The organism is Paenibacillus pini JCM 16418, assembly GCF_000576305.1.
Classification (GTDB): domain Bacteria; phylum Bacillota; class Bacilli; order Paenibacillales; family Paenibacillaceae; genus Paenibacillus_AQ; species Paenibacillus_AQ pini.
Genome location: NZ_BAVZ01000017.1, coordinates 70,959 through 92,183 on the forward strand (window position 1 = coordinate 70,959; position 21,225 = coordinate 92,183).

21 protein-coding genes, 2 pseudogenes and 1 other annotated feature are annotated in these 21,225 nt (G+C 42.4%); all 23 genes and pseudogenes read left to right on the plus strand.

Features of this window, described 5'->3' with window-relative positions:
* The first annotated feature begins 13 nt into the window (after positions 1 to 13).
* The 23 genes and pseudogenes from mreD to JCM16418_RS23960 all read left to right on the plus strand — a co-directional run bounded on the left by mreD (position 14) and on the right by JCM16418_RS23960 (position 20,838).
* Positions 14 to 541, plus strand: coding sequence for a rod shape-determining protein MreD (gene mreD, locus JCM16418_RS18895; RefSeq protein WP_036652121.1), 528 nt, complete (start codon positions 14 to 16; stop codon positions 539 to 541).
* 78 nt (positions 542 to 619) lie between these two features.
* Positions 620 to 1,282 carry a septum site-determining protein MinC gene (gene minC, locus JCM16418_RS18900; RefSeq protein ID WP_036652123.1) on the plus strand — a complete coding sequence of 221 codons (663 nt, stop codon included), beginning with the start codon at positions 620 to 622 and terminating at the stop codon, positions 1,280 to 1,282.
* A gap of 3 nt (positions 1,283 to 1,285) precedes the next feature.
* Positions 1,286 to 2,080: a septum site-determining protein MinD gene (gene minD / locus JCM16418_RS18905; RefSeq protein WP_036652124.1), complete on the plus strand. Its 795-nt coding sequence runs from the start codon at positions 1,286 to 1,288 to the stop codon at positions 2,078 to 2,080.
* Between the two features lie 174 nt (positions 2,081 to 2,254).
* On the plus strand, positions 2,255 to 2,770 hold the full coding sequence (locus tag JCM16418_RS18910) for a DUF2179 domain-containing protein (RefSeq protein ID WP_036652127.1): 516 nt from the start codon (positions 2,255 to 2,257) through the stop codon (positions 2,768 to 2,770).
* Between the two features lie 394 nt (positions 2,771 to 3,164).
* Positions 3,165 to 4,322, plus strand: a complete 1,158-nt coding sequence (locus JCM16418_RS18915) for an ABC transporter ATP-binding protein (RefSeq protein ID WP_036652130.1) — start codon at positions 3,165 to 3,167, stop codon at positions 4,320 to 4,322.
* 1 nt (position 4,323) lies between these two features.
* Positions 4,324 to 4,983, plus strand: a complete 660-nt coding sequence (locus JCM16418_RS18920) for an ABC transporter permease (RefSeq protein ID WP_036652133.1) — start codon at positions 4,324 to 4,326, stop codon at positions 4,981 to 4,983.
* A gap of 70 nt (positions 4,984 to 5,053) precedes the next feature.
* Complete coding sequence (locus JCM16418_RS18925; protein WP_036652182.1) at positions 5,054 to 5,950, plus strand: glycine betaine ABC transporter substrate-binding protein; 897 nt, start codon at positions 5,054 to 5,056, stop codon at positions 5,948 to 5,950.
* Positions 5,951 to 5,963: 13 nt separating this feature from the next.
* Entirely contained in the window at positions 5,964 to 6,650 is a 687-nt protein-coding gene (locus JCM16418_RS18930; protein ID WP_052020541.1) for an ABC transporter permease, read from the plus strand.
* 156 nt (positions 6,651 to 6,806) lie between these two features.
* Positions 6,807 to 7,637, plus strand: a complete 831-nt coding sequence (locus tag JCM16418_RS18935) for a M23 family metallopeptidase (RefSeq protein ID WP_242403906.1) — start codon at positions 6,807 to 6,809, stop codon at positions 7,635 to 7,637.
* On the plus strand, positions 7,630 to 8,487 hold the full coding sequence (locus JCM16418_RS18940; protein WP_036652138.1) for a M50 family metallopeptidase: 858 nt from the start codon (positions 7,630 to 7,632) through the stop codon (positions 8,485 to 8,487). Before JCM16418_RS18935 ends, JCM16418_RS18940 begins: the two co-directional genes overlap by 8 nt.
* A gap of 122 nt (positions 8,488 to 8,609) precedes the next feature.
* Complete coding sequence (locus JCM16418_RS18945; RefSeq protein ID WP_036652141.1) at positions 8,610 to 9,854, plus strand: Rne/Rng family ribonuclease; 1,245 nt, start codon at positions 8,610 to 8,612, stop codon at positions 9,852 to 9,854.
* 58 nt (positions 9,855 to 9,912) lie between these two features.
* Positions 9,913 to 9,997 (plus strand) — a sequence feature (ribosomal protein L21 leader region).
* Positions 9,998 to 10,010: 13 nt separating this feature from the next.
* Positions 10,011 to 10,322 (plus strand): 50S ribosomal protein L21, encoded by a 312-nt coding sequence (gene rplU / locus JCM16418_RS18950; RefSeq protein WP_036652144.1) that lies wholly within the window; start codon positions 10,011 to 10,013, stop codon positions 10,320 to 10,322.
* A 15-nt stretch (positions 10,323 to 10,337) separates the two neighbouring features.
* Positions 10,338 to 10,670 carry a ribosomal-processing cysteine protease Prp gene (locus JCM16418_RS18955; RefSeq protein ID WP_036652146.1) on the plus strand — a complete coding sequence of 111 codons (333 nt, stop codon included), beginning with the start codon at positions 10,338 to 10,340 and terminating at the stop codon, positions 10,668 to 10,670.
* 17 nt (positions 10,671 to 10,687) lie between these two features.
* Positions 10,688 to 10,999 (plus strand): 50S ribosomal protein L27, encoded by a 312-nt coding sequence (rpmA, locus tag JCM16418_RS18960; RefSeq protein ID WP_036652149.1) that lies wholly within the window; start codon positions 10,688 to 10,690, stop codon positions 10,997 to 10,999.
* Positions 11,000 to 11,150: 151 nt separating this feature from the next.
* Complete coding sequence (locus JCM16418_RS24415) at positions 11,151 to 11,753, plus strand: Spo0B domain-containing protein (protein ID WP_081765505.1); 603 nt, start codon at positions 11,151 to 11,153, stop codon at positions 11,751 to 11,753.
* Between the two features lie 149 nt (positions 11,754 to 11,902).
* Positions 11,903 to 13,211, plus strand: a pseudogene (gene obgE, locus JCM16418_RS18970) (GTPase ObgE).
* A gap of 161 nt (positions 13,212 to 13,372) precedes the next feature.
* Positions 13,373 to 13,810: an ACT domain-containing protein gene (locus JCM16418_RS18975; RefSeq protein WP_036652151.1), complete on the plus strand. Its 438-nt coding sequence runs from the start codon at positions 13,373 to 13,375 to the stop codon at positions 13,808 to 13,810.
* Positions 13,811 to 13,897: 87 nt separating this feature from the next.
* Positions 13,898 to 15,184 carry a homoserine dehydrogenase gene (locus JCM16418_RS18980; protein ID WP_036652153.1) on the plus strand — a complete coding sequence of 429 codons (1,287 nt, stop codon included), beginning with the start codon at positions 13,898 to 13,900 and terminating at the stop codon, positions 15,182 to 15,184.
* A gap of 54 nt (positions 15,185 to 15,238) precedes the next feature.
* Positions 15,239 to 16,308 (plus strand): annotated as a pseudogene (gene thrC / locus JCM16418_RS18985) (threonine synthase).
* The gene (gene thrB, locus JCM16418_RS18990) at positions 16,305 to 17,273 is read left to right on the plus strand and encodes a homoserine kinase (RefSeq protein ID WP_036652155.1); all 969 of its coding nucleotides are present in this window, start codon (positions 16,305 to 16,307) and stop codon (positions 17,271 to 17,273) included. The pseudogene thrC and the gene thrB overlap by 4 nt, the downstream one beginning before the upstream one ends.
* Entirely contained in the window at positions 17,270 to 18,175 is a 906-nt protein-coding gene (pheA, locus tag JCM16418_RS18995) for a prephenate dehydratase (RefSeq protein WP_036652158.1), read from the plus strand. Before thrB ends, pheA begins: the two co-directional genes overlap by 4 nt.
* A 3-nt stretch (positions 18,176 to 18,178) precedes the next feature.
* On the plus strand, positions 18,179 to 19,063 hold the full coding sequence (gene ilvE, locus JCM16418_RS19000) for a branched-chain-amino-acid transaminase (RefSeq protein WP_036652159.1): 885 nt from the start codon (positions 18,179 to 18,181) through the stop codon (positions 19,061 to 19,063).
* Positions 19,064 to 19,230: 167 nt separating this feature from the next.
* A complete protein-coding gene (locus JCM16418_RS23960) occupies positions 19,231 to 20,838 on the plus strand; it encodes a LysM peptidoglycan-binding domain-containing protein (RefSeq protein WP_052020543.1) in 1,608 nt (535 codons plus the stop codon).
* Positions 20,839 to 21,225 lie beyond the last annotated feature (387 nt).

Sequence of the window (21,225 nt, forward strand, 5' to 3'; positions counted from 1 at the left end):
GTTTTGGAATAGTATGGTACGCAAACAGGTTCTGATATTGCTGCTGTTTCTGCTATTTATTCTAGAAGGGGCGCTCATGCCTTGGTTACTTCCAGGTTCATGGCAGTCTACGATTTCACCGAATCTTGTCTTTATTGTGTTGCTGTTCGTATCCGTTTATCATCACAGGCATACCGCACTTATTCTTGGTATTGTTTTCGGTTTAATCCATGATGTTGTATATTATGGAGATATGATTGGTCCCTATTCTTTTGTGATGGGTTTCTCGGCTTATATTATGGGATTCATCTTTCAGACGCCACGTGCGCCAATGCCACTGATGATGACTGTGGTTATTCTAGGCAGCCTACTATTTGATAGTATGCTGTTTGGTATTTATCGAGTGTTCTCGTTAACGCAAATATCCTATAATTGGTCATTATTGCATCACATCCTTCCAGACCTTATTGTGCATTTTGTATTTGGATTATTGATTTATGTTCCTCTTCGAAAAGAGCTCGAGCAGCTCAGTAAGCGGGTTAAACGGGAGAAGGCTGCCTAGGTTACCCCGCATTTATAGGTTCCAGGCAGGAACTTGAGCGTATAGGCTCGAAATGTATGGAGATAGGGGGACAGGCATATGGCTGTTAAATCTAATCACGTCACGATTAAGGGCATCAAAGATGGCCTGGTATTCCTGCTTGACGACGAATGCAATTTCGAGAAACTGTTAGATGAGCTACGCTATAAATTAGAGCATAGTCATCAGAATATTTTAACGGGACCCATTATCCATGTGGATCTTAAGCTTGGTACAAGGCATATTTCGGAAGAACAGAAACAAGAGATGCTGGATATTTTAAAGCAAAAGGGCAATCTGCTGATTCGATCAGTCGAAATTCCGGAAGATCCGGAAGCAGCTGTGAAGGACAGTGGAATAACCATAATGAGTGGAATGGTACGTTCCGGTCAGGTTTTGCATCATGAAGGTGATTTAATGTTTTTAGGTGATGTAAACCCAGGAGGATGTATAACCTGTTCCGGGGATATTTATATTTTAGGTGCACTGCGGGGAATGGCTCATGCAGGAGTCAGTGGAAATGTAGAGGCGATTATTGCCGCTTCCCATTTTGCACCGACTCAGCTGAGAATTGCTGAACAGATCAGTCGTCCCCCAGATGAATGGGAAACCCGTGAGACGAGTATGGAGTTTGCCTATTTGCAGGACAATGCGATGCAAATTGACAAAATCACTAATATCGTCCGGCTACGACGTGATTTTAACGTGTTTAAAGGGGTGTAAGACATGGGAGAGGCTATCGTCGTTACTTCTGGTAAAGGTGGTGTGGGTAAGACAACCACATCTGCGAATATTGGAACCGCGCTTGCGCTACTCGGGAAAAAGGTGTGTCTGGTAGATACCGACATTGGCCTGCGTAATTTAGATGTAGTGATGGGACTGGAGAATCGGATCATCTATGATTTATGCGATGTGGCGGAAGGCCGTTGCCGATTGAATCAGGCATTGGTCAAAGACAAACGATTCGATGAATTGTACATGTTGCCAGCTGCCCAGACCAAAGATAAGAATGCGATTTCACCGGAACAAGTTAGAGATATCATACTAGAGCTTAAGAAAGAGTATGAGTATGTCATTATTGACTGTCCGGCTGGAATTGAGCAGGGATTCAAGAACGCCATTGCAGGTGCGGATAAAGCCATTGTAGTCACAACGCCGGAAAATGCTGCTGTCCGCGATGCGGATCGCGTTATTGGACTTTTGGAAGGTGCTTCTATTCAATCGCCCAAGCTGATCTTGAACCGAATTAGACCGAATATGGTTAAATCCGGGGATATGTTAGATTTGGAAGATGTGCTGCAAGTGCTTAATATTGATTTAATTGGTATCGTTCCTGATGATGAATATGTTATTAAAGCCGCCAATAGTGGTGAACCAACCGTGATGAATCCGGATTCCAAGGCTGCTATTGCTTATCGCAATATTGCTCGCCGTATATTGGGTGATACCGTACCCCTGATGCATTTGGATCAGAAAAAGGGAATGTTTACACGCTTCAAGAAAATTTTTGGAATAGGCTAATGCTCAGTTCTAAAATGTAGTGAAAATTAAGATTGCTTGTATCCTTGCTAAGGCGAAGAGAACAAGCAATCTTTTTATTATGTGCATTGATGTATAGAAAAGAGTAGATTAAGGTTAATTTAATGGATAGGCTTTTTATCTGCACAAATTGGGACACCATGGGAGGGAACCCGCATGCTTCAAATTTTAGTTTCAATTTTCTTTATTCAAATTGTGTACGTTACATTTTTTACGTTACGGATGATTTTTACCCTCAAAGGTCAAAAGTATCTGGCAGCCGTTTTAAGTATGTTTGAAATCACGATTTATGTGTTAGGGCTTAGCATTGTTCTTAAATATGTTAATCAGCCTGTAAGCTTAATGGTTTACGCTTTAGGATATGGCTTGGGTGTACTTGTAGGCTCATGGATTGAAGGAAGAATTGCGCTGGGATACATAACGATGAAGGTTATTGTAAATGACCCGCAAAGTGATATAGCCAACAAGCTACGTGATATTGGTTATGGGGTAACGTCATGGCTAGGAAGTGGCCGTGATGGAGATCGTTTAGTTCTTGAGGTACTATCCAAGCGAAAAAATCAGAAGAAATTATATCAATCGGTTATTGATGTAGATCCTAGAGCTTTTATCGTTGTTAGTGAGCCTAGTCAGCTTCATGGTGGATTCTGGACTAGAGGAACAAGAAAATAATGACCTTGGTGTAACTGACAATGGGATGTTTCATTATCAAGAGGTTTGGGTAAATATTCTAAGCTGAAGGTAATATCCATTTGTTAACATCAAGGGGCAACATATTCGTTTTCTAAAAAGACCGCAAGGTATAGCACTATTTAGTGGCTGTGAGCCTAGTGAGAGCAATGTGGTTGTAATCATAAAATGAACGCAAGATATCGGCGAATATCCCTTTTGCAGCTCCTTTCTGTTTAGGTGCTCAGGTGGCGATATTCGCTTTTTTGACATATCTTTCTTTACCAATATTGCGCGGTACATAATGAACGACTTAGTAAAAATGCCTTGAGTTCAAATGGATGATATGCCGAATGCTCCACATAATATAGATAATGGAACTTAAAGGGGCGATTAGATGATTGTGCTGGACAAGGTAAATAAGGTTTATGACGACGGATTTCATGCTTTGCATGATATTAATTTGGAGTTTAAAAAAGGTGAAATTACAGTATTGATTGGACCAAGTGGTTGCGGAAAATCGACAACGATGAAGTTGATTAATGCTTTAAATACACCTTCCTCAGGCAAAGTTCTTATCAATGGTAAAAATATTGCTGATATGAATCCAGTTGAATTACGACGTGATATTGGATATGTCATTCAGAGCGTTGGATTGTTTCCACATATGAACATTGGAAAAAATGTAGCTATTGTTCCTAATCTAAAGAAGCTAGATAAAGACGTGACAGATCGAAAAGTTGATGAATTACTAGATATGGTTGGTCTTGATCATAAGGTGTACCGTACACGTTTCCCTTCCGAACTAAGTGGTGGACAACAGCAGCGGGTTGGCGTTATTCGTGCGCTTGCAGCGGATCAAGATATTATTCTGATGGATGAACCCTTCTCAGCACTGGATCCGATTAGTCGTGAACAGTTGCAGGATGAGCTGATTCGGTTACAGCTTGAATTGAATAAGACGATTATTTTTGTGACTCATGATATGGATGAAGCGATCAAGATTGCAGATACCATTGTACTGATGAAAGATGGAAAAGTGGTTCAACAGGGTAAACCAGAGAGCATTTTGCGACACCCTGCTAATGAGTTTGTAAGTAATTTCATCGGTCAGAAGCGTTTGCAAAGTGAAAGCACGTATGAAATACCGTTAGTGGATGAAGTGATGATTACAAATCCAGTTACTGCTTTCCCAAGTCGTGGACTTGCAGAGGCAATTAAAATGATGGAAGCCAAGCGAGTGGATTCCCTACTTATTGTCGATCGTGAGAAAATGTTAAGAGGTGCGGTTTCCATCTATCGAGTGCTTGATCAATATGGAGAAGAAGGAAAAACGGTGGCAGATGTTATGGTACCTGTCCAATATTCCGTAGCATCGGGTAGCTCGTTATCTTATGCCGTTGAAATCATGGATAATCACCAATTGGGTAATCTCCCTGTTGTTGATAGCAACAACCGTTTTCTTGGACTTATTACAAGAGGTAGTGTAGTCAAACACTTGGCTGATGTATATCCGAATGCATCTCGGTCTGCTTCTGATGGAGAGGGGCAGTAGCATGAATGATTTCTGGAATTTCATTACGGAAAGGTACCCGGATATATTAAAAGCTTTGCAGCAGCATCTAACCTTGTCTCTCTCTGCGATGGTGCTAGGAACGATTATCGCAGTTCCACTTGGTATTTTGCTGGTCTATAACCGAATTGGTTGGCTGAACAGCATTGTGTTCTTTATCGTCAATCTATTCCAGACTGTTCCTAGCCTAGCGCTTCTAGCGATATTAATTCCGCTACTTGGTATTGGGATGAAACCAGCTATTCTTGCACTCCTGCTCTATTCACTCATGCCGATTTTACGAAATACGTATGATGGTTTCCAGTCGGTTGACAAGAATGTGCTTGATTCTGCAAAAGGGATGGGGTATAGCGCTGCTCAGGTCATTCTGAAAATACAATTACCTTTATCTCTGCCATATATCATGTCGGGTATTCGAATAACAACCGTATATATTATTAGTTGGGCAACATTGGCTTCATTAATTGGAGCTGGAGGCTTGGGACAACTCATTGTATCAGGTCTGGGCGTGAACAAGCCTGAGATGATTTTCATTGGCGGAATTGGCGCTGTACTACTCGCGTTGGTTGCGGATTTGCTGCTTGGCCTTCTGGAAGGATGGCTCACTCGGCGTTACCGTCAGACGCGTACATCCGTCGTATGATTGTGCTTTTTAAAGCACGGGGAATCCTAGACTCATAAGAAAGGGTATGATGAAACTGCGTACCATACGAATGCATAAAATTAAATTTACATTGATGATGTGCTGTGTATTAGTGTTAACAGCGCTAACTACAGCCTGTGGAAAGAACAATCAGCTGACGATTGGAACGCAAACGTATACGGAAACGAAAATTCTAGCCGAAATGTATAAAGCTCTTATTGAAGACCAAACGGATATCCAGGTAAATATTATTCCTGATCTAGCATCTAGTTCTCTAGTTATCAATGCAATGAAACGTAATGATTTGCAGATGGCTACATTGTATACTGGCGAGATTTTTAATAATCACTTTCCAATTGACGAGACAAAAGATCGGGAGAAAGTTTTGAAACAAGCACAAGAGGGATTTGATCGTTATTTTCAGTTTACATGGTTAAAGCCACTTGGCTTTGAGAATACCTATGCATTTACCGTTCGTAAAGATCTTGCAGAATCGAAAGGATACAAGAAAATTTCGGATGTACAAAAAGATATGGGTTCGATGAAGCTGGGAGTAGATACGACATGGCTTGAGCGAAGTACAGATGGGTATCCTGCATTCTCCAAGGCTTATGGGATTAAATTCGGACAAGTTTTTCCTATGGAAGTGAGTCTTGTCTATAGTGCTGTAGCTGATAAACAAGTGGATATCGTTTTAGCGTACTCCACAGATTCTCGACTTAAGGCGTATAAATTACAAACATTAGAGGACGATAAACAGTTCTTCCCTCCTTATGATGCAAGCCCTGTACTTCGGAAGGATCTGTTAGAAAAACATCCAGAAGTACAAAAATTGATTTCTCCCCTCATTGGAGCTTTGGACGCAGATACAATGATCTCACTGAACTATCAGGTGGATATTGAGAAACGGAGCGAACGTGAGGTTGCACTGGAATATCTCAAGAAAAAGGGCTTAATAAAGAGCTAAAGGAGGGGGAACCATGAAAGAGAAATCATTAACATTTATGGATTTTTGGTCATATGTAGAACGGAACAAAGGATTGTTGTGGGAGTATTTTATCCAACACATTACAATGGTTTTAATCGGCCTTGGACTTGCTGTAATTGTAGGTATTCCGCTAGGAATATTATGCTCCAAGAGCAAGTGGGTAGCTAAAATCATTTTGTTTATTACGAACATATTACAAGTTGTTCCTAGCCTTGCGATGCTTGTCATCCTGATGTTATGGCTTGGACTGGGTACACAAACGGTAATGGTGGGTTTGTTTCTCTATTCACTTAATCCGATCGTGCGTAATACATATGTCGGATTGCAACAGGTTGATCCTAGTTACTTAGAGTCAGGCCGAGGGATTGGTATGAGTCCACTGCAACTGCTTGTGAAAGTGCGGTTTCCATTATCATTGCCGTACATTGTTTCTGGCCTTAGAGTCGCTGCTGTAATCGCTATTGGTGTAGTAACGATAGCACCACTTGTAGGTGGGGGCGGATTGGGTAGGGAAATTTATGCAGGACTGAATAGTAACAACTCACTGCGTATATTTGCTGGCGCTATCCCAGCTGCACTCCTCGCTATTGTGGCGGATATCGGACTCGGGATTTTGCAGCGTAAAATAGATTTGACTAGCCGTAAGTCGGCTCGAACTTCTAGAGTGCAAAAGGTTTAGTATATGGGTTGTGAATTATGGATTCTCCATTCGTGGGGAATCCATTTTTTAATGTAGACAACATGTCTCCCTTTAAAGGGCTTGTTCTAAAAACTCTCTCCTCTTTCATAACATGATATAAACAAGCCTCGCAAAAAGGGGATGGACGTATTGGATATGAAATCAGCTATTAAACAGCGTAGGGAAGAACGCATTCGAGATCTGCTTGAGAGAGAGAGTATGGGGCAACTGAGACACTCAATACCCGAAGATACACCTCAGCTTTGGACTAAAGAGAGATTGATTGAACCTAATGTGGCGGAACCTGATCCAGAGAAGATATGGAAACAGGAACGAGTAAACGGCAAAGGTATATACCATAGAAGTAATCATTTTATCTCCGGTTTTATGTGGAGATTATTATTTAGTAGCCTCTTATTTGTCTCGATCTGGGGTGTTTTTCGAATGAACCAACCATGGTCTCTCCAAGTTCAACAATATGTGATGCAGTCATTAAATCATGAAATGGATTTCAAGGCTGCAGAAGCTTGGTATGAATCTCATCTAGGGAAAGCACCCTCGTTTATTCCTATTTTTAAACAAACGCCTTCAAGTCCACTAAAAGTGAATACATCAGCATCGACTATTTCTCCAATTCAGGGAAAAATTGTTCAATCCTTCGCAGTTAACCTAAAAGGTGTGGAAATTGAACCTGATCAGGTTTCAAATGGTGCACTTCAGGTGAAGAGTGTAGAAACGGGTCGTGTTCTGGATATTACCGGAAACTCAGATACAGGCTTATCCGTTACTATTCAGCATGTCAACGGCATAACAGCCACATATGGTCATTTAGGTGAATCTATATTGCAGAAGAATGACTGGGTTCAGGCTGGGGATGCAATTGGGAAGTTAACAGAATTATCTGATGGACAAACACCTACGTTATTTTTTGCAATTAAGGAAGGAAATCGTTATGTTGATCCGGCGGAAGTGATATCGATTGATTAATATCCGGGGAACTTCGCTGTCACTTCACCCATTTTTCGTCATACTCATGATGGCCTCAGTTCTGACAGGGCACTTTCTCGAACTGATTACACTGTTTGCTATTGTCCTCATCCATGAATTGGGACATACGAGTGCAGCGCTCCTTTATGGAGTTCGCATTCGATCCATTCAGCTTCTTCCCTTTGGAGGAGTAGTAGAAATTGAGGACACGGGTCAGTTATCGGCTTGGAAAGAGATCGTGATCGCTGTAGCAGGTCCACTTCAAAATGTTGTATTGATAGGTTTTGCGTTAATTTTTCGTCATAGTGGTCTAGGAGATAGTGCTTTTTTGTCCTATGTAATTTATGGAAATGCTATGATCGCTTTGTTCAACCTGCTACCTATTCTCCCTCTCGATGGAGGGAAAATTATGCAGGCTGCAGCAAGCTTATGGTTTCCTTACCACCAGACCCTTCAGTGGTCTTCACGAATAAGCATTGGCTCAAGCATCCTGCTTATTCTATATGCGCTATGGCCTCTTGTTATGGGACAGAGTAGCATTCAGTTTAATTTGCTTCTAATTGGTGTTTTTCTTTTCTATTCAAATTGGATGGATCATCGACATATGCCTTATCGTTTTATTCGTTTTTTAATGAATCGTGAGCACTGGTATGAAGGGTCGGGTTCATCAGCTAGTTTAGCGCAGCCGATTGTAGCTAGTCCTTCGAAACATTTGGACAGTATTTTGCGTCTATTCAAAAGAGATAAGTATCATTTCATTTATGTAATGGATGAACATAATAAAATTGTCGCTGTTTTACCGGAGCAGCGTCTAATTTCAGCCTATTTTGCCGTTGATCGTTTTTCTTAAAATATAAAGAATTACATACAGTGCTTTATGGTAATGGATGGATGCTGCTCCAATAGGTGCAAATACAAAAGGAGATTTCATGGTACTATGATATGGAAATGTCTTCTAGTAGGGGTGAGGCCATGAAACAAATGATTGTTCATTGCGAACCGAAATTGACACAGATGGCACTTATTGAAGAAGGAAAACTGGTAGAGTTTGCTGCAGAGCGTAGCCAGGGACAAAGCTTAGTGGGAAGCTTTTATAAAGGCCGCGTCGTGAACGTTCTACCAGGCATGCAAGCTGCCTTTGTTGATATTGGTCAGAAGAAAAATGCGTTCTTATACGTTGATGATGTACTACATCCCCATCTGGAGAGACAACCAAGGGAGAAGCCTTTAATTGAGGATTTACTGCGTGTTGGACAAGAAGTTGTTGTGCAGGTGATGAAAGAGCCTCTGGGAAGTAAAGGTCCGAGAGTGACGACACATTATTCTCTTCCGGGTAGATGGATTGTGTATATGCCAGAGGCAGATTATGTAGCGGTATCTAAGAAGGTAAACAAGGATCAGGAACGTAACCGTCTGAAGTCGCTAGGCGAGCGGATACGTAATCAGGGAGAGGGATTGATCCTGAGAACGGTATCTGAAGAAGAGCATCCTGAAGCTATCGAAGGAGATCTAAACCTTCTCCGGTCTCAGTGGAGAAGCATTCAGGATCGCGCGCAAACAAGTATAGCTCCTTGTCTGTTGCACCGTGATCTAAGTATCGTACAGCGATTAATACGTGATGTATGTGATCTACAGCATGATGAATTGTGGATTAACAGTCTTAAGGAAGCGAAGGAAGCAGAAGTGTACTTGGAAGAAATGACGTCTGGTGCACACTTGCCTGTCCATCATTATGTAGGTTCGGAGCCGATTTTCAAAGCATTCGGTGTAATTGAGCAACTAGAGAAGGATTTTGCTCGAAAAGTCATTCTTCAAAGTGGCGGTTCGATTGTGTTGGATCAGACGGAGGCTTTCACCGTTGTAGATGTGAATACAGGCAAATACACTGGAGGCGATTCACTGGAAGATACGGTGACCCGTACAAACCTCCATGCTGCTGAGGAAATTGCTCGATTAATCAGATTACGAGATATTGGTGGTATCATTATTGTTGATTTCATCGATATGGAACAGGAAGAACATCGCCAAGAGGTTGTAGCCTTGCTTGAATCTTGTATGCGCAAAGATCGTACCAAGTGTCATGTAGTTGGGTGGACCAAACTGGGTTTACTCGAGCTGACGCGTAAAAAGGTTCGTGATGATACTGCAGTACTTTTTTCTAGGTCATGTGAAACGTGCGGGGGCAACGGTAGGATAAACCTTTTGTCTATGCATTGACTTCCTTATATGGATTATGCTAATATCTATGAGTATGTGTCTGGTAGTTAATGCTTGTCACATGCTGTAACCGCTCCGATCGGGTTAAAGTACAGGCTGTTTACAGTCCTGTCACCTAGGATTAGGCGAGTCTGAGACATGAGGAGGTGCAAGCAAATGTACGCAATTATCGAAACAGGTGGCAAACAATACAAAGTTCAAGAGGGCGATGTATTGTACATCGAGAAACTAAATGCAGGCGACGGCGAAAGCGTGACTTTCGATCGTGTACTAGCAGTTTCTAACGCTGATGGATTAGTAGCAGGTACACCAATGATTTCTGGTGCTACTGTAACAGCTAAAGTCGAGAAACATGGCAGAGGTAGCAAGGTTGTTGTATACAAATACAAACCTAAGAAGAACTACCATGTGAAGCAAGGTCATCGTCAACCATACACTAAAGTAACGATTGAAAAGATCCAAGCATAAGAAGGTGCGGTTTAGTTGATAAACGTACGCATTTTACGTCGCGAAGATCACAGCATTCATGGTTTTGTAGTTAAAGGGCACGCTAAGTATGCGAAGCATGGGGAAGACATTGTGTGTGCTGCTGTTTCAGTAGTCACCGTCGGAACTGTGAATTCCATTGAAGCGTTAACTGGTACTGTCATGGATAGTCGCATGAATGATGGTTTTTTGAGCGGAGATGTTCCTTTAATTGAGGACACTGTTGTTCAGAAACAAGTGCAGCTTTTGCTGGAATCGATGGTTGTCATGTTAAATTCTATTGCAGAATCATACGGGAAGTATATTCAAATACAAGTAACGACTAATTAAAGAAGGAGGTCGACAACATGTTAAAGCTGAATCTTCAATTGTTCGCTTCGAAAAAAGGTGTAGGTTCCACAAGAAACGGACGTGATAGCCAATCTAAACGCCTTGGCGTTAAACGTGCAGACGGTCAAACCGTTACTGGTGGTAGCATTTTGGTTCGCCAACGCGGAACTAAAATTCACCCAGGTACGAACGTAGGCATTGGTAAAGATGATACTTTGTTCGCAAAAGTGGACGGCGTTGTGAAGTTTGAACGTTGGGGCCGCGATCGCAAGAAAGTAAGCATCTACCCTATTGACGTCGCTCCAGTAGCGGCTGCAGTGGAAGCTTAATTGCCTTCACGAGCGGTTTAGATGAACAAGAAGCCTCCGGCAATGAGTGCCGGGGGCTTTTTTTGTAACGTACGATGAACGGGTGCGTTCAGTTGTGGTATACTGGTAAATGGTGTAAGTATCCAATTGGTGGAACAGGAGCGGATGAGCCATGAAATCCTGGAAGAGCATATGGGCGGTAGCCGTCCTATCCTTAGGTATTCCTTTATATTTCGTTTACTCGACCCGATCTCTGCTATGGTGTTTCATCCTTATGTTATGGGTTTTGGCAGTCCTCTTTACTAATTTTTATTGGACACGCCGTACAAGTGAGAATGAACAGCAAGCAGTCATTCGAAGTCTTGAGGAGACTGCAGTTCGCACCCTGAATCATCACCGACATGATTGGATGAATGATTTACAAATATTGTACGGATACGTGCAGCTTGGTAAGATTGATAAAGCAGTGCAGTGTGTGGACAGAATAAAGGAACGGATGGCACTGGAGAGTAAGATAGCGAAGCTTGGTGTGCCGTCTTTAATCTTCTATTTGCAGTCCTTTCGTACGCTTAACAGCAATCTAGAGCTTGTGGTCGATGTTCAAGATCACGTGCAACTTGCGGATCGGATTACACCAGAGCAGGAAGCTGATTTGTCCATGACTATCATGCAGAGTATTCGTGCATATCAATATTGTGGCGTTCCCGTATGGAGAATCTCGAAAATTAACCTTAAGCCTCCATCAGGAGGGAAAGGATTTAATTGTTCGATTTGAGGGGGAAGGATCTCATGGAGATCCGGAGCTACTAAGGCAACAAATTTATAATGTGGTACAGGGCAAAAGAATGAAAGCGGAGCAGCTTCATCCCTCTCAGGCTTCGTTCCAATTGCGCGTGCCGTGTGAGTTATGAGGAAGGTGAAGTCATGTTTGTAGATAAAGCTAAAGTATATGTAAAAGGTGGCGACGGAGGCGACGGTCTCGTCGCATTCCGACGTGAGAAGTATGTGCCGGAAGGCGGTCCAGGTGGCGGTGACGGAGGAAATGGCGGTGACGTTATTTTCAAAGTAGATGAAGGTCTTCGTACGTTAATGGACTTCCGCTACCAGCGCCATTTTAAAGCTAAACGGGGCATTAAGGGTAGAAATAAGACTCAGCATGGTGCAAATGCGGAGGATTTAATTGTGCGGATTCCACCGGGTACTGTACTCATCGATGATGATACGGGGGAAATGCTTGCTGATTTAACTCATCATGGTCAACAGCTGGTCGTGGCGAAGGGCGGGCGCGGCGGACGTGGTAATACACGCTTCGCAACAGCGAACAACACGGCTCCAGAAATTGCGGAGAATGGTGAAGAAGGCGAAGAAAGATACATCGTTATGGAACTTAAGGTCATGGCTGATGTAGGATTAGTTGGCTTTCCGAGTGTTGGTAAATCAACGTTGTTGTCCGTTGTATCGGGAGCGAAGCCTAAAATTGGAGCATACCATTTCACAACGATCACTCCTAACCTAGGTGTTGTAGATGCTGGAGACGGCCGCAGTTTCGTTATGGCTGATTTGCCTGGTCTTATTGAGGGGGCTCATGAAGGTGTGGGTCTTGGACATGAGTTCCTTCGACATGTTGAGCGTACACGAATTATTATTCATGTCGTAGATATGGCGGGCTCTGAAGATAGAGATCCTTATGAAGATTGGGTCAAAATCAATGATGAATTGAAGCTATACAATATCGATTTGTCGGATCGTCCACAAATTGTTGCAGCAAATAAGATGGATATGCCTGAATCGGCAGAGAATCTTGTTTCATTCATCGAGCGTGTAAAAGAAGTTAAACCAGACATTGAAATTATGCCAATTTCCTCTCTAACCCGTCAGTGTTCAGGAACTTCTATATCGTGCAGCGGATATGCTAGATAAAATTTCGCAAGAAGTTGTGATCGAAGAAGTGCCTGTAATTAAAGAGAAGAAGGTTTACAAACTAAGTAAAGACGAGGATAACTCGTTTACCATTACGCGTGATAATGATGCCTATATCGTTCACAGTGTGAAAATTGAGCGCATGTTGAAGAGAATACAGATGAATTCTCACGAAGCCATTCTCAAACTGGCGCGTACAATGAGGTACATGGGTATTGATGAAGAACTACGCAAACGCGGAGCAGTAGAAGGTACGATTGTACGAATTGCTGATTTTGAGTTTGAGTTTGTTGAGAGCAGTAGTTATTATTAAAAAAGCAGCGAAAAGCCGTACAAGGTATATTCATATATACCTTGTACGGCTTTTTTATATTAAGATGGATGAAGAAAAGGCTGAAATCTATTGCCCCTATCGTTCATATGCTTTATAATGTCCACTATATGAATACATCAGTCTTTGAGGAGAGGACGTTCGTGAAAGAACGCTATTATTTGGTCCGGGAAGATATTTTACCTGAGGCTGTGGTCAAAACAATGCAGGTCAAACAGCTGCTTGCAGCAGGAGACATCAAGACGGTACATGAGGCTGTAGAGCAAGTTGGGCTGAGTCGCAGTGCATTTTATAAATACAAGGATGGCATCCATCTCATTAACCAACTGGAACGGGAACGGATTGTAACGATATCCATAGATATGGAACACCGTGCCGGTATGCTATCCAAAGTGCTGAGTCTCGTTGCGAGCTTAGGTGGAAATGTACTGACCATTAATCAAAGTATTCCTCTGCAGGGGATTGCAAATGTCGTAATTTCGGTAGAAGTGTCACGTATGGATGATGATTTGGGTGATATGCTTGAAGGCATGAGGGATTGTGCGGGCGTCAAACGAGCTCATTTAATTGGGCAAGGGTAGTGGCGATCAAGACGACTAACCGAAGATGAACTATGTAACGAAGAGAAGCACAGCGGTAATATGGATGAAATACAGGAGGGAATGTATATGAAACCGATAAAAGTTGGATTGCTTGGTCTGGGTACCGTGGGAACAGGGGTAGTACGGATTGTTGAAGGGCATCAAGAGGATTTGAGCAGTCAAGTAGGTTCTCCCATTGTCATTGAACGTATTGCCGTACAAAACATAGAGAAAGTCCGCAATATTTCTGTGGATCACAATAGGTTGACTGAGAATCCTTGGGATGTTATCCGCGATCCTGAAATTGATGTCATTGTCGAAGTTATGGGCGGAGTTGACCAGACTAAAGCTTATATTCTTGAAGCTCTGGAACGGGGCAAGCATATTGTTACTGCTAATAAGGATCTAATGGCTTTATATGGATCAGAAATCCTAGCGAAGGCACAGGAAAAGCAATGCGATGTTTTCTATGAAGCGAGTGTAGCTGGTGGTATTCCAATTATCCGCACATTAATTGAAGGATTCTCATCTGATCGAATTTTAAAAATCATGGGAATTGTAAACGGTACTACCAACTTTATTTTGACGAAAATGAGCCAAGAAGGCGCTTCATATAGTGATGTACTACAAGAAGCTCAGGAACTAGGCTATGCTGAATCCGATCCGACTTCTGATGTTGAGGGACTGGATGCTGCTCGTAAAATGGCAATCTTAAGTACCATCGGTTTCCGTTCAAATATTGAACTGCAAGATGTCAGTGTGCGCGGTATTTCGCAAGTAACTAAAGAAGATATAGCTTATGCCAAACGTCTTGGGTATGAAATGAAGCTATTGGGCATTGCAGATCGTTCGGATGATCATTTCAGCATCAGCGTTCAGCCAACGATGGTACGTAAGAGTCACCCAATCGCATCTGTAAATGGTGTATTCAATGCAGTTTATGTTTATGGTGAAGCTGTAGGTGAGACGATGTTCTATGGAGCAGGAGCTGGAGAAATGCCAACAGCAACCTCTGTAGTAGCGGATTTAATCGCTGTAATCAAGAACTTGAAGCTTGGTGTTAACGGGCTGAAAGCGATTGTGCCCTATAAGCCTAAGAAGCTGAAAAATGATGAGCAAATTGTTTATAAGAACTTTATCCTCTTGCATGTAGATGACAAAGCTGGCGTACTTGCCCGAATTACTCAAGTATTCGCTGAGTTCGGCGTAAGTTTGGAATCTGTTGTTCAACAGCCGAATGAACATAATCCAGAAGCAGAAATTATTATCGTTACTCATGATGCTGACAAGGCAAGTATGGATAAGGTGCTTCAGCATTTTGAAGGATTGGAAGTTATTCGTCGCATTAAAAGTGTCTATCGCGTAGAAGGGTAACCACCCTTATTCAGTGCAATCATACCAGCCTATAATGAGAAGGAGTTATATATAATGGCATACGAAGGATTAATTCAGACGTACAAATCTTATTTACCTGTGAACGAGAATACACCGTTTCTTACACTTAAGGAAGGAAATACACCCTTAATCCGCGCTGAGAACCTGTCCGAGGAGCTTGGACTTGATCTTTACTTCAAATATGAAGGGCTAAACCCAACGGTTCATTTAAAGACCGGGGTATGGTTATGGCTGTAGCCAAAGCAATTGAAGAAGGCAGCCGTACGATTATGTGTGCATCTACAGGTAATACCTCGGCTGCGGCAGCAGCTTACGCTGCGCGTGCTGGACTCAATTGTATTGTAATCATTCCTAATAATAATATTGCACTGGGTAAGCTAGCTCAGGCTATCATTTATGGTGCAAAGGTTATCGCGATTGAAGGTAACTTTGACCGGGCTCTAGAAATTGTTCGTGAAATTACAGCCAAACATCCTATTACACTAGTTAATTCGGTAAATCCTTACCGTATTGAAGGACAGAAGACAGCAGCTTTTGAAGTGATTGAACAACTGGGCAAAGCACCGGATGTACTTGCTATTCCTGTAGGAAATGCGGGTAACATTACTGCCTATTGGAAAGGATTCAAAGAATACCACGCTGCTGGTAAAATATCATCGCTTCCGCGTATGGTTGGTTTTGAAGCTGAAGGTGCCATGGCTATCGTACGTGGAGAACCTATTGTTGAGCCAGAAACGGTTGCAACTGCTATTCGCATTGGTAACCCAGCAAGCTGGAAGACAGCAGTTGAAGCTGCTGAGGAATCTGGTGGACAAATTAACTATGTGACAGATGAAGAAATCCTGAGTGCTTATCGCACGATTGCGTCACGTGAAGGTATTTTTGCAGAACCAGCATCCGCTGCTTCAATTGCCGGTGTATATAAATTGAAACGTGAAGGATATTTTAAGGGCGGTGAAACGGTCGTATGCGTTTTGACTGGGCACGGTCTGAAGGATCCAAACATTGCGATCAGTACAGTTAATGCACAGCCTTTGGTCGTGGCAGATAATGAAAAAGCCGTTATGGAGGCCATTGCGAAGCTGGAAGAGGAGCAAGTATGATTCTAGAGGATGGCGTACGAGTGCGTATTCCAGCAAGCACGGCCAATCTGGGCCCAGGCTTTGATACACTAGGAATGGCGCTTTCACTTTATGCATGGATTGAAATGAAGCAAGCGGAGAAGACGGTCTTTCATCTCCATGGGGATCAGATGAGTGGTATTCCTGAAGATAAGAGTAATTTGATATATAAAGTAGCCCAGTTAGTATTTGTTGAAGCGGGTGTATCGGTTCCCGAATTAGAAATTTCAATGTATTCGGATATTCCCCTGACACGTGGCCTTGGTAGTAGTGCTTCTGCAATAGTAGGTGGACTTGCAGCAGCCAATGCACTGATCGGGTCTCCACTCTCTAACGAGAAGCTTTTCGATATGGCAGCCCGTCTAGAGGATCATCCTGACAACGTTGGTGCCTCCCTGTTTGGGGGGGTTATTACAGCGACTTGGGATGGTACACATACTGAACATATTCGAATCGAACCTCACTCTGATTTGGAAGTGCTCGTAGTCATACCAGAGTTTCAATTGGCCACATCTGCAGCCAGAAGAGTGCTTCCAGACCAAATTAGCCGCCAAGATGCCGTATATAATATAAGCAGATCGTCTTTGCTCGTAGCAGCATTGTCTTCTGGGAAGTTGGAATATCTTCGAACAGCTATGTCTGATCGGCTTCATCAGCCTTACCGGGCATCACTTGTACCAGGAATGTCCGAAATTCTTCAGGATGCAGTTAATCATGGCGCGCTTGGGGTCGCTTTAAGCGGAGCAGGGCCTACCCTATTAGCTTTAGTTAATCGCAATGAAGCAAAGAAGCATGAACTGGAGCACTATTTATTGAATACGATGAAGACACATGGCATTGAAGCATCTACGAAGTGGCTCAAACCGTCAATTAAGGGCGTTGAGGTTATCGGTGGAACGCAGCCAGAGTCATTCTTGGATATGATAAAAGGAGAAGTTATATCATGAAACGAATCGCATTACTGCCGGAAGGATCGGTTTCTCACGAGGCGCTCCTATATCTGTTTGGAGATGAACCGGTTGAACTGTTGTATTACAAGTTGATATCGGATGTGTTTCTTTCGACGGTACAGGGGAAGAGCGATTATAGTGTCATCCCTATCGAGAATACAATTGAAGGCTCGGTCAGCTTGCATATGGACTGGCTAGTAAATGAAGTGGATATTCCAATGCAGGTAGAGTGGGTGTATCCATCTATTCAGAACCTCATTGGTGATCGCGCGGAATTCCAGACGGAAACCGGTGAGCTGGATTTCAGTTTGATCCGTAAAATCATTTCACATCCCGTGGCCTCAGCCCAGTGCCAGCAGTTCATTCGTGAGCACGCTCCGCAAGCGGAAATGGAGAACGCAGGTAGTACGACAGAAGCAGTCAGTATTGTCAAAAGCAATCCAGGTAAGGGATGGGCGGCTATTGGAACGCTACTAGGCGCAGCAACACATCAACTAGATGTGCTAGCGAAGCGGGTAACGGATCATAACAATAATTTCACTCGATTTGTACTGATTGGCAAAGATTCTATGCCACAGCTACTTGAGAAAGATAATGTGATGAAGACTAGTATACTCGTGACTCTTCCCGAAGACTTTGCAGGTGCACTGCATCAGGTGCTTGCTGCTTTTGCTTGGAGAAGGCTAAACTTGTCTCGCATTGAATCAAGACCTACGAAGAAGAAATTAGGCAGTTATTATTTTTATGTTGATGTGCAGGAATCCGTGGACTCCGTTCTCCTACCGGCAGCAATTGCTGAGATTGAAGCATTGGGTTGCCAAGTACGTATTTTGGGTTCGTATCCTAGCTTTACGTACAAAGATCCTGAACAGAATGAGATTAATTCGGAGGTGCAGTAATATATGTCAGAGCAATGGATTTATCTTGATGGGGAATATGTAACAAAAGAAAATGCCAAAATTTCTGTTTTTGATCATGGTTTTTTATATGGAGATGGTATCTTTGAAGGTATCCGTATTTATGCGGGAAACATTTTTAAGTGTGACGAACATTTGGATCGACTGTATGATTCAGCGAAATCGATTGATCTAGTTATTCCACTATCAAGTGAAGAATTACGTGAAGCTATGGCCGAAACGATCCGTCGTAACGATATGCGTGATGGTTACATTCGTCTCATCGTGTCACGTGGAGTGGGTAACCTTGGCCTTGATCCAAGACGCTGTCCGAATCCTACGGTACTAATTATTGTGGAACAACTTGCGATTTACTCGGAAGAAGCATACCAGAAGGGTCTAAAAGTCGTATCAGTGTCTCAGCGCCGTAATCTTCCAGATGCGCTGAATCCAAAGATCAAATCACTTAATTACTTAAATAACATTCTCGTTAAAATTCAGTCTAATTTAGCAGAAGCTGATGAGGCTATCATGATGAATGCCCAAGGTTATGTAACAGAGGGGTCGGGCGATAATATCTTCCTTGTCAAAAAAGGGGTTGTATATACGCCTCCATGCTACTTGGGCGCACTTGAAGGTATCACCCGTCTAGCTATCATTGAGTTGTGTGAGAAACTTGGCTTCAAACTTAAAGAAGAGCCATTCAGTATGCATGATGTATATATCGCAGATGAAGTCTTTTTCACAGGAACTGCTGCGGAGGTTATTGCTGCTCGTGAAATCGATGGCCGTGTAATTGGAGAGGGACATGCAGGTCCTATTACGCTTCAATTATTAGAAGAATTCCGTAGAATCGTTAAAGAAGACGGTTTTAAAGTTTGGGAAGAGTAAGCAAATACCTTTTACGCTTAGTAAAAACATCAACAGATCCTTTCATGTTCCGTCATGGAAGGATTTTTTTTGTCTATAGGGATGTCATCCGCCTATCCTCTGCATAAGATGTAGTAACCAGAGCGGGAAATCGTTCCGCTTAGAAGAGTTTAGGAGGTTTATGCCGCGTGAAAATACACATCGTAAAAAAGGGAGATACCTTATACGAGCTATCCAAAAAGTATAACGTTCCTTTGCAAACACTTATTGATGCTAATCCGCAATTTTCAGATCCAAACGTACTAACCATCGGTCAGAAAGTCAAAATTCCTGCGGAAGCTACTCAGGTTCCTAGTAATAATGAGAACATAATTCATAAGCATGTCGTTAATCAAGGAGATAGTCTTTGGAAGTTGTCGAAAGCATGGGGAGTTACGCTTAAGGATATGATTGAAGCGAATCCTCAGCTGAAGAATCCCAATGCTCTCCTCGTTGGAGAAGTGGTGAACATACCAAACACAGGATCTTCTTCGAACGAGAACTATGACAAAAACATACATGGCAACAAGACTTATACGGGCCCTAAAGAAAATACTGCACCTAAGGAAGAAATGACAGCGCCAAACGTGGCGCTCCCGAAACAACTTCCGGAAATCCCCAATTTGGCTCCATTGCCAAATGTAATGCCTAACATGGTGATGCCGAACTTAGTAATGCCGAATCTGCCTCCAATGCCAAACATGGTGATGCCGGAGAATATAAAACCGAACATGGTGATGCCGGAGAATATAGGTCCAAACATGATGATGCCGGAGAATGTGAAACCAAACATGGAAATACCAGAGAATATAAGTCCGAACATGATGATGCCTGCTGTCGAAGCTCCTTATGGATGTGGGGAGCCGTGGCAACATGAAAATTCGCAACACCCATACGTGTCATATCCAGTTCCTGCACAGGTAGCTGGAACAATATCATCCATGCAATATGAGAAAACAACGTATTATCCTGGTATCGTGGAAAATTCGCATTACGAAAATTGTCAGCCAAACCTTTCTTGGGTGAGCCCTTATGCGCATGAAGGCCACCACGGTGAGAACCAACAGTATCCAGTGCAGTACGAACCGAATCAACAATTCCCTGTGCACTATGAACCAAACCAACAGTATCCAGTGCAGTATGAACCAAACCAACAGTATCCAGTGCAGTATGAACCAAACCAACAATATCCAGTGCAGTACGAACCAAACCAACAATATCCAGTGCAATACGAACCGAATCAGCAATTTCCTGTTAGCTATGAACCGTTAAATACAGGCGCTTATTCATATAATCCATGTGGGTGTTCACAACCTGCTGCTACCTACTATGCTGGTGCGGACCCAATGTATTCCTATCCACATAATATGTATGCTCCGCAACAACATGTTTTATCAGAAAATGGTTGGTATCCTTCATCAATGCAAGGGTCAAATGAGCAACCGAATGTTTTATTCCAATCTGTTAATGAAAATGGACATCTTCATTGGGAGCGTTATAATCCTTTAACAGAACAACAGTCTTATGTGGAGCAAAATACAGCAGGGGATATAAGTGTAAATGCTGTGTCTGTTGCAAATAGAGATCCTAAGCCAGAGCCCATCATGGCATCAAACGATATATCTGAAAAAGAAATAAAGACGCTAAGTAATAATAAAGAAAAAGCCAATTCCACAAGATCAAGAACTTCTGCAAATAAGAAAGATAGAAAAAAAAGCTCAGGAAGCAAACGCCATAACCCTTGGATTAAGAACTAAATTTATGAATTGAAAGGCAGACCTACGATATATAATGTAGGCCTGCTTTTTATTTAGATGTTATGAAGAATTACTAGAATGTCTACATAAGAGACCTATAATATAAGTTTCAAAAAAATGCTTGCCAAATGAATTTCAATTATGATATATTATAAATCCGGTCAAGAAAAAAACGTTCAAACAACGACTTTTCTCGACAAGCTGATTGGAAAGAAATTAAAACTTCTCGAAAAAAAAGCTTGCATTAAACTGCCGGACATGATATATTATAAAAGTTGCTTCTGAGACAAACTGGTAGCAACGAAAGAGAAATTGATCTTTGAAAACTGAACAACGAGTGAGTAAAGATTTTGCTTGCAAAATCTAAAGCGAGACCATTTGGTCCAT

Coding starts and splice junctions, on each gene's coding strand:
- mreD (WP_036652121.1), top strand. CDS start 14: ATGGTACGCAAACAGGTTCTGATATTGCTGCTGTTTCTGCTATTTATT.
- minC (WP_036652123.1), top strand. CDS start 620: ATGGCTGTTAAATCTAATCACGTCACGATTAAGGGCATCAAAGATGGC.
- minD (WP_036652124.1), top strand. CDS start 1,286: ATGGGAGAGGCTATCGTCGTTACTTCTGGTAAAGGTGGTGTGGGTAAG.
- JCM16418_RS18910 (WP_036652127.1), top strand. CDS start 2,255: ATGCTTCAAATTTTAGTTTCAATTTTCTTTATTCAAATTGTGTACGTT.
- JCM16418_RS18915 (WP_036652130.1), top strand. CDS start 3,165: ATGATTGTGCTGGACAAGGTAAATAAGGTTTATGACGACGGATTTCAT.
- JCM16418_RS18920 (WP_036652133.1), top strand. CDS start 4,324: ATGAATGATTTCTGGAATTTCATTACGGAAAGGTACCCGGATATATTA.
- JCM16418_RS18925 (WP_036652182.1), top strand. CDS start 5,054: ATGCATAAAATTAAATTTACATTGATGATGTGCTGTGTATTAGTGTTA.
- JCM16418_RS18930 (WP_052020541.1), top strand. CDS start 5,964: ATGAAAGAGAAATCATTAACATTTATGGATTTTTGGTCATATGTAGAA.
- JCM16418_RS18935 (WP_242403906.1), top strand. CDS start 6,807: ATGAAATCAGCTATTAAACAGCGTAGGGAAGAACGCATTCGAGATCTG.
- JCM16418_RS18945 (WP_036652141.1), top strand. CDS start 8,610: ATGAAACAAATGATTGTTCATTGCGAACCGAAATTGACACAGATGGCA.
- rplU (WP_036652144.1), top strand. CDS start 10,011: ATGTACGCAATTATCGAAACAGGTGGCAAACAATACAAAGTTCAAGAG.
- rpmA (WP_036652149.1), top strand. CDS start 10,688: ATGTTAAAGCTGAATCTTCAATTGTTCGCTTCGAAAAAAGGTGTAGGT.
- JCM16418_RS24415 (WP_081765505.1), top strand. CDS start 11,151: ATGAAATCCTGGAAGAGCATATGGGCGGTAGCCGTCCTATCCTTAGGT.
- JCM16418_RS18980 (WP_036652153.1), top strand. CDS start 13,898: ATGAAACCGATAAAAGTTGGATTGCTTGGTCTGGGTACCGTGGGAACA.
- thrB (WP_036652155.1), top strand. CDS start 16,305: ATGATTCTAGAGGATGGCGTACGAGTGCGTATTCCAGCAAGCACGGCC.
- pheA (WP_036652158.1), top strand. CDS start 17,270: ATGAAACGAATCGCATTACTGCCGGAAGGATCGGTTTCTCACGAGGCG.
- ilvE (WP_036652159.1), top strand. CDS start 18,179: ATGTCAGAGCAATGGATTTATCTTGATGGGGAATATGTAACAAAAGAA.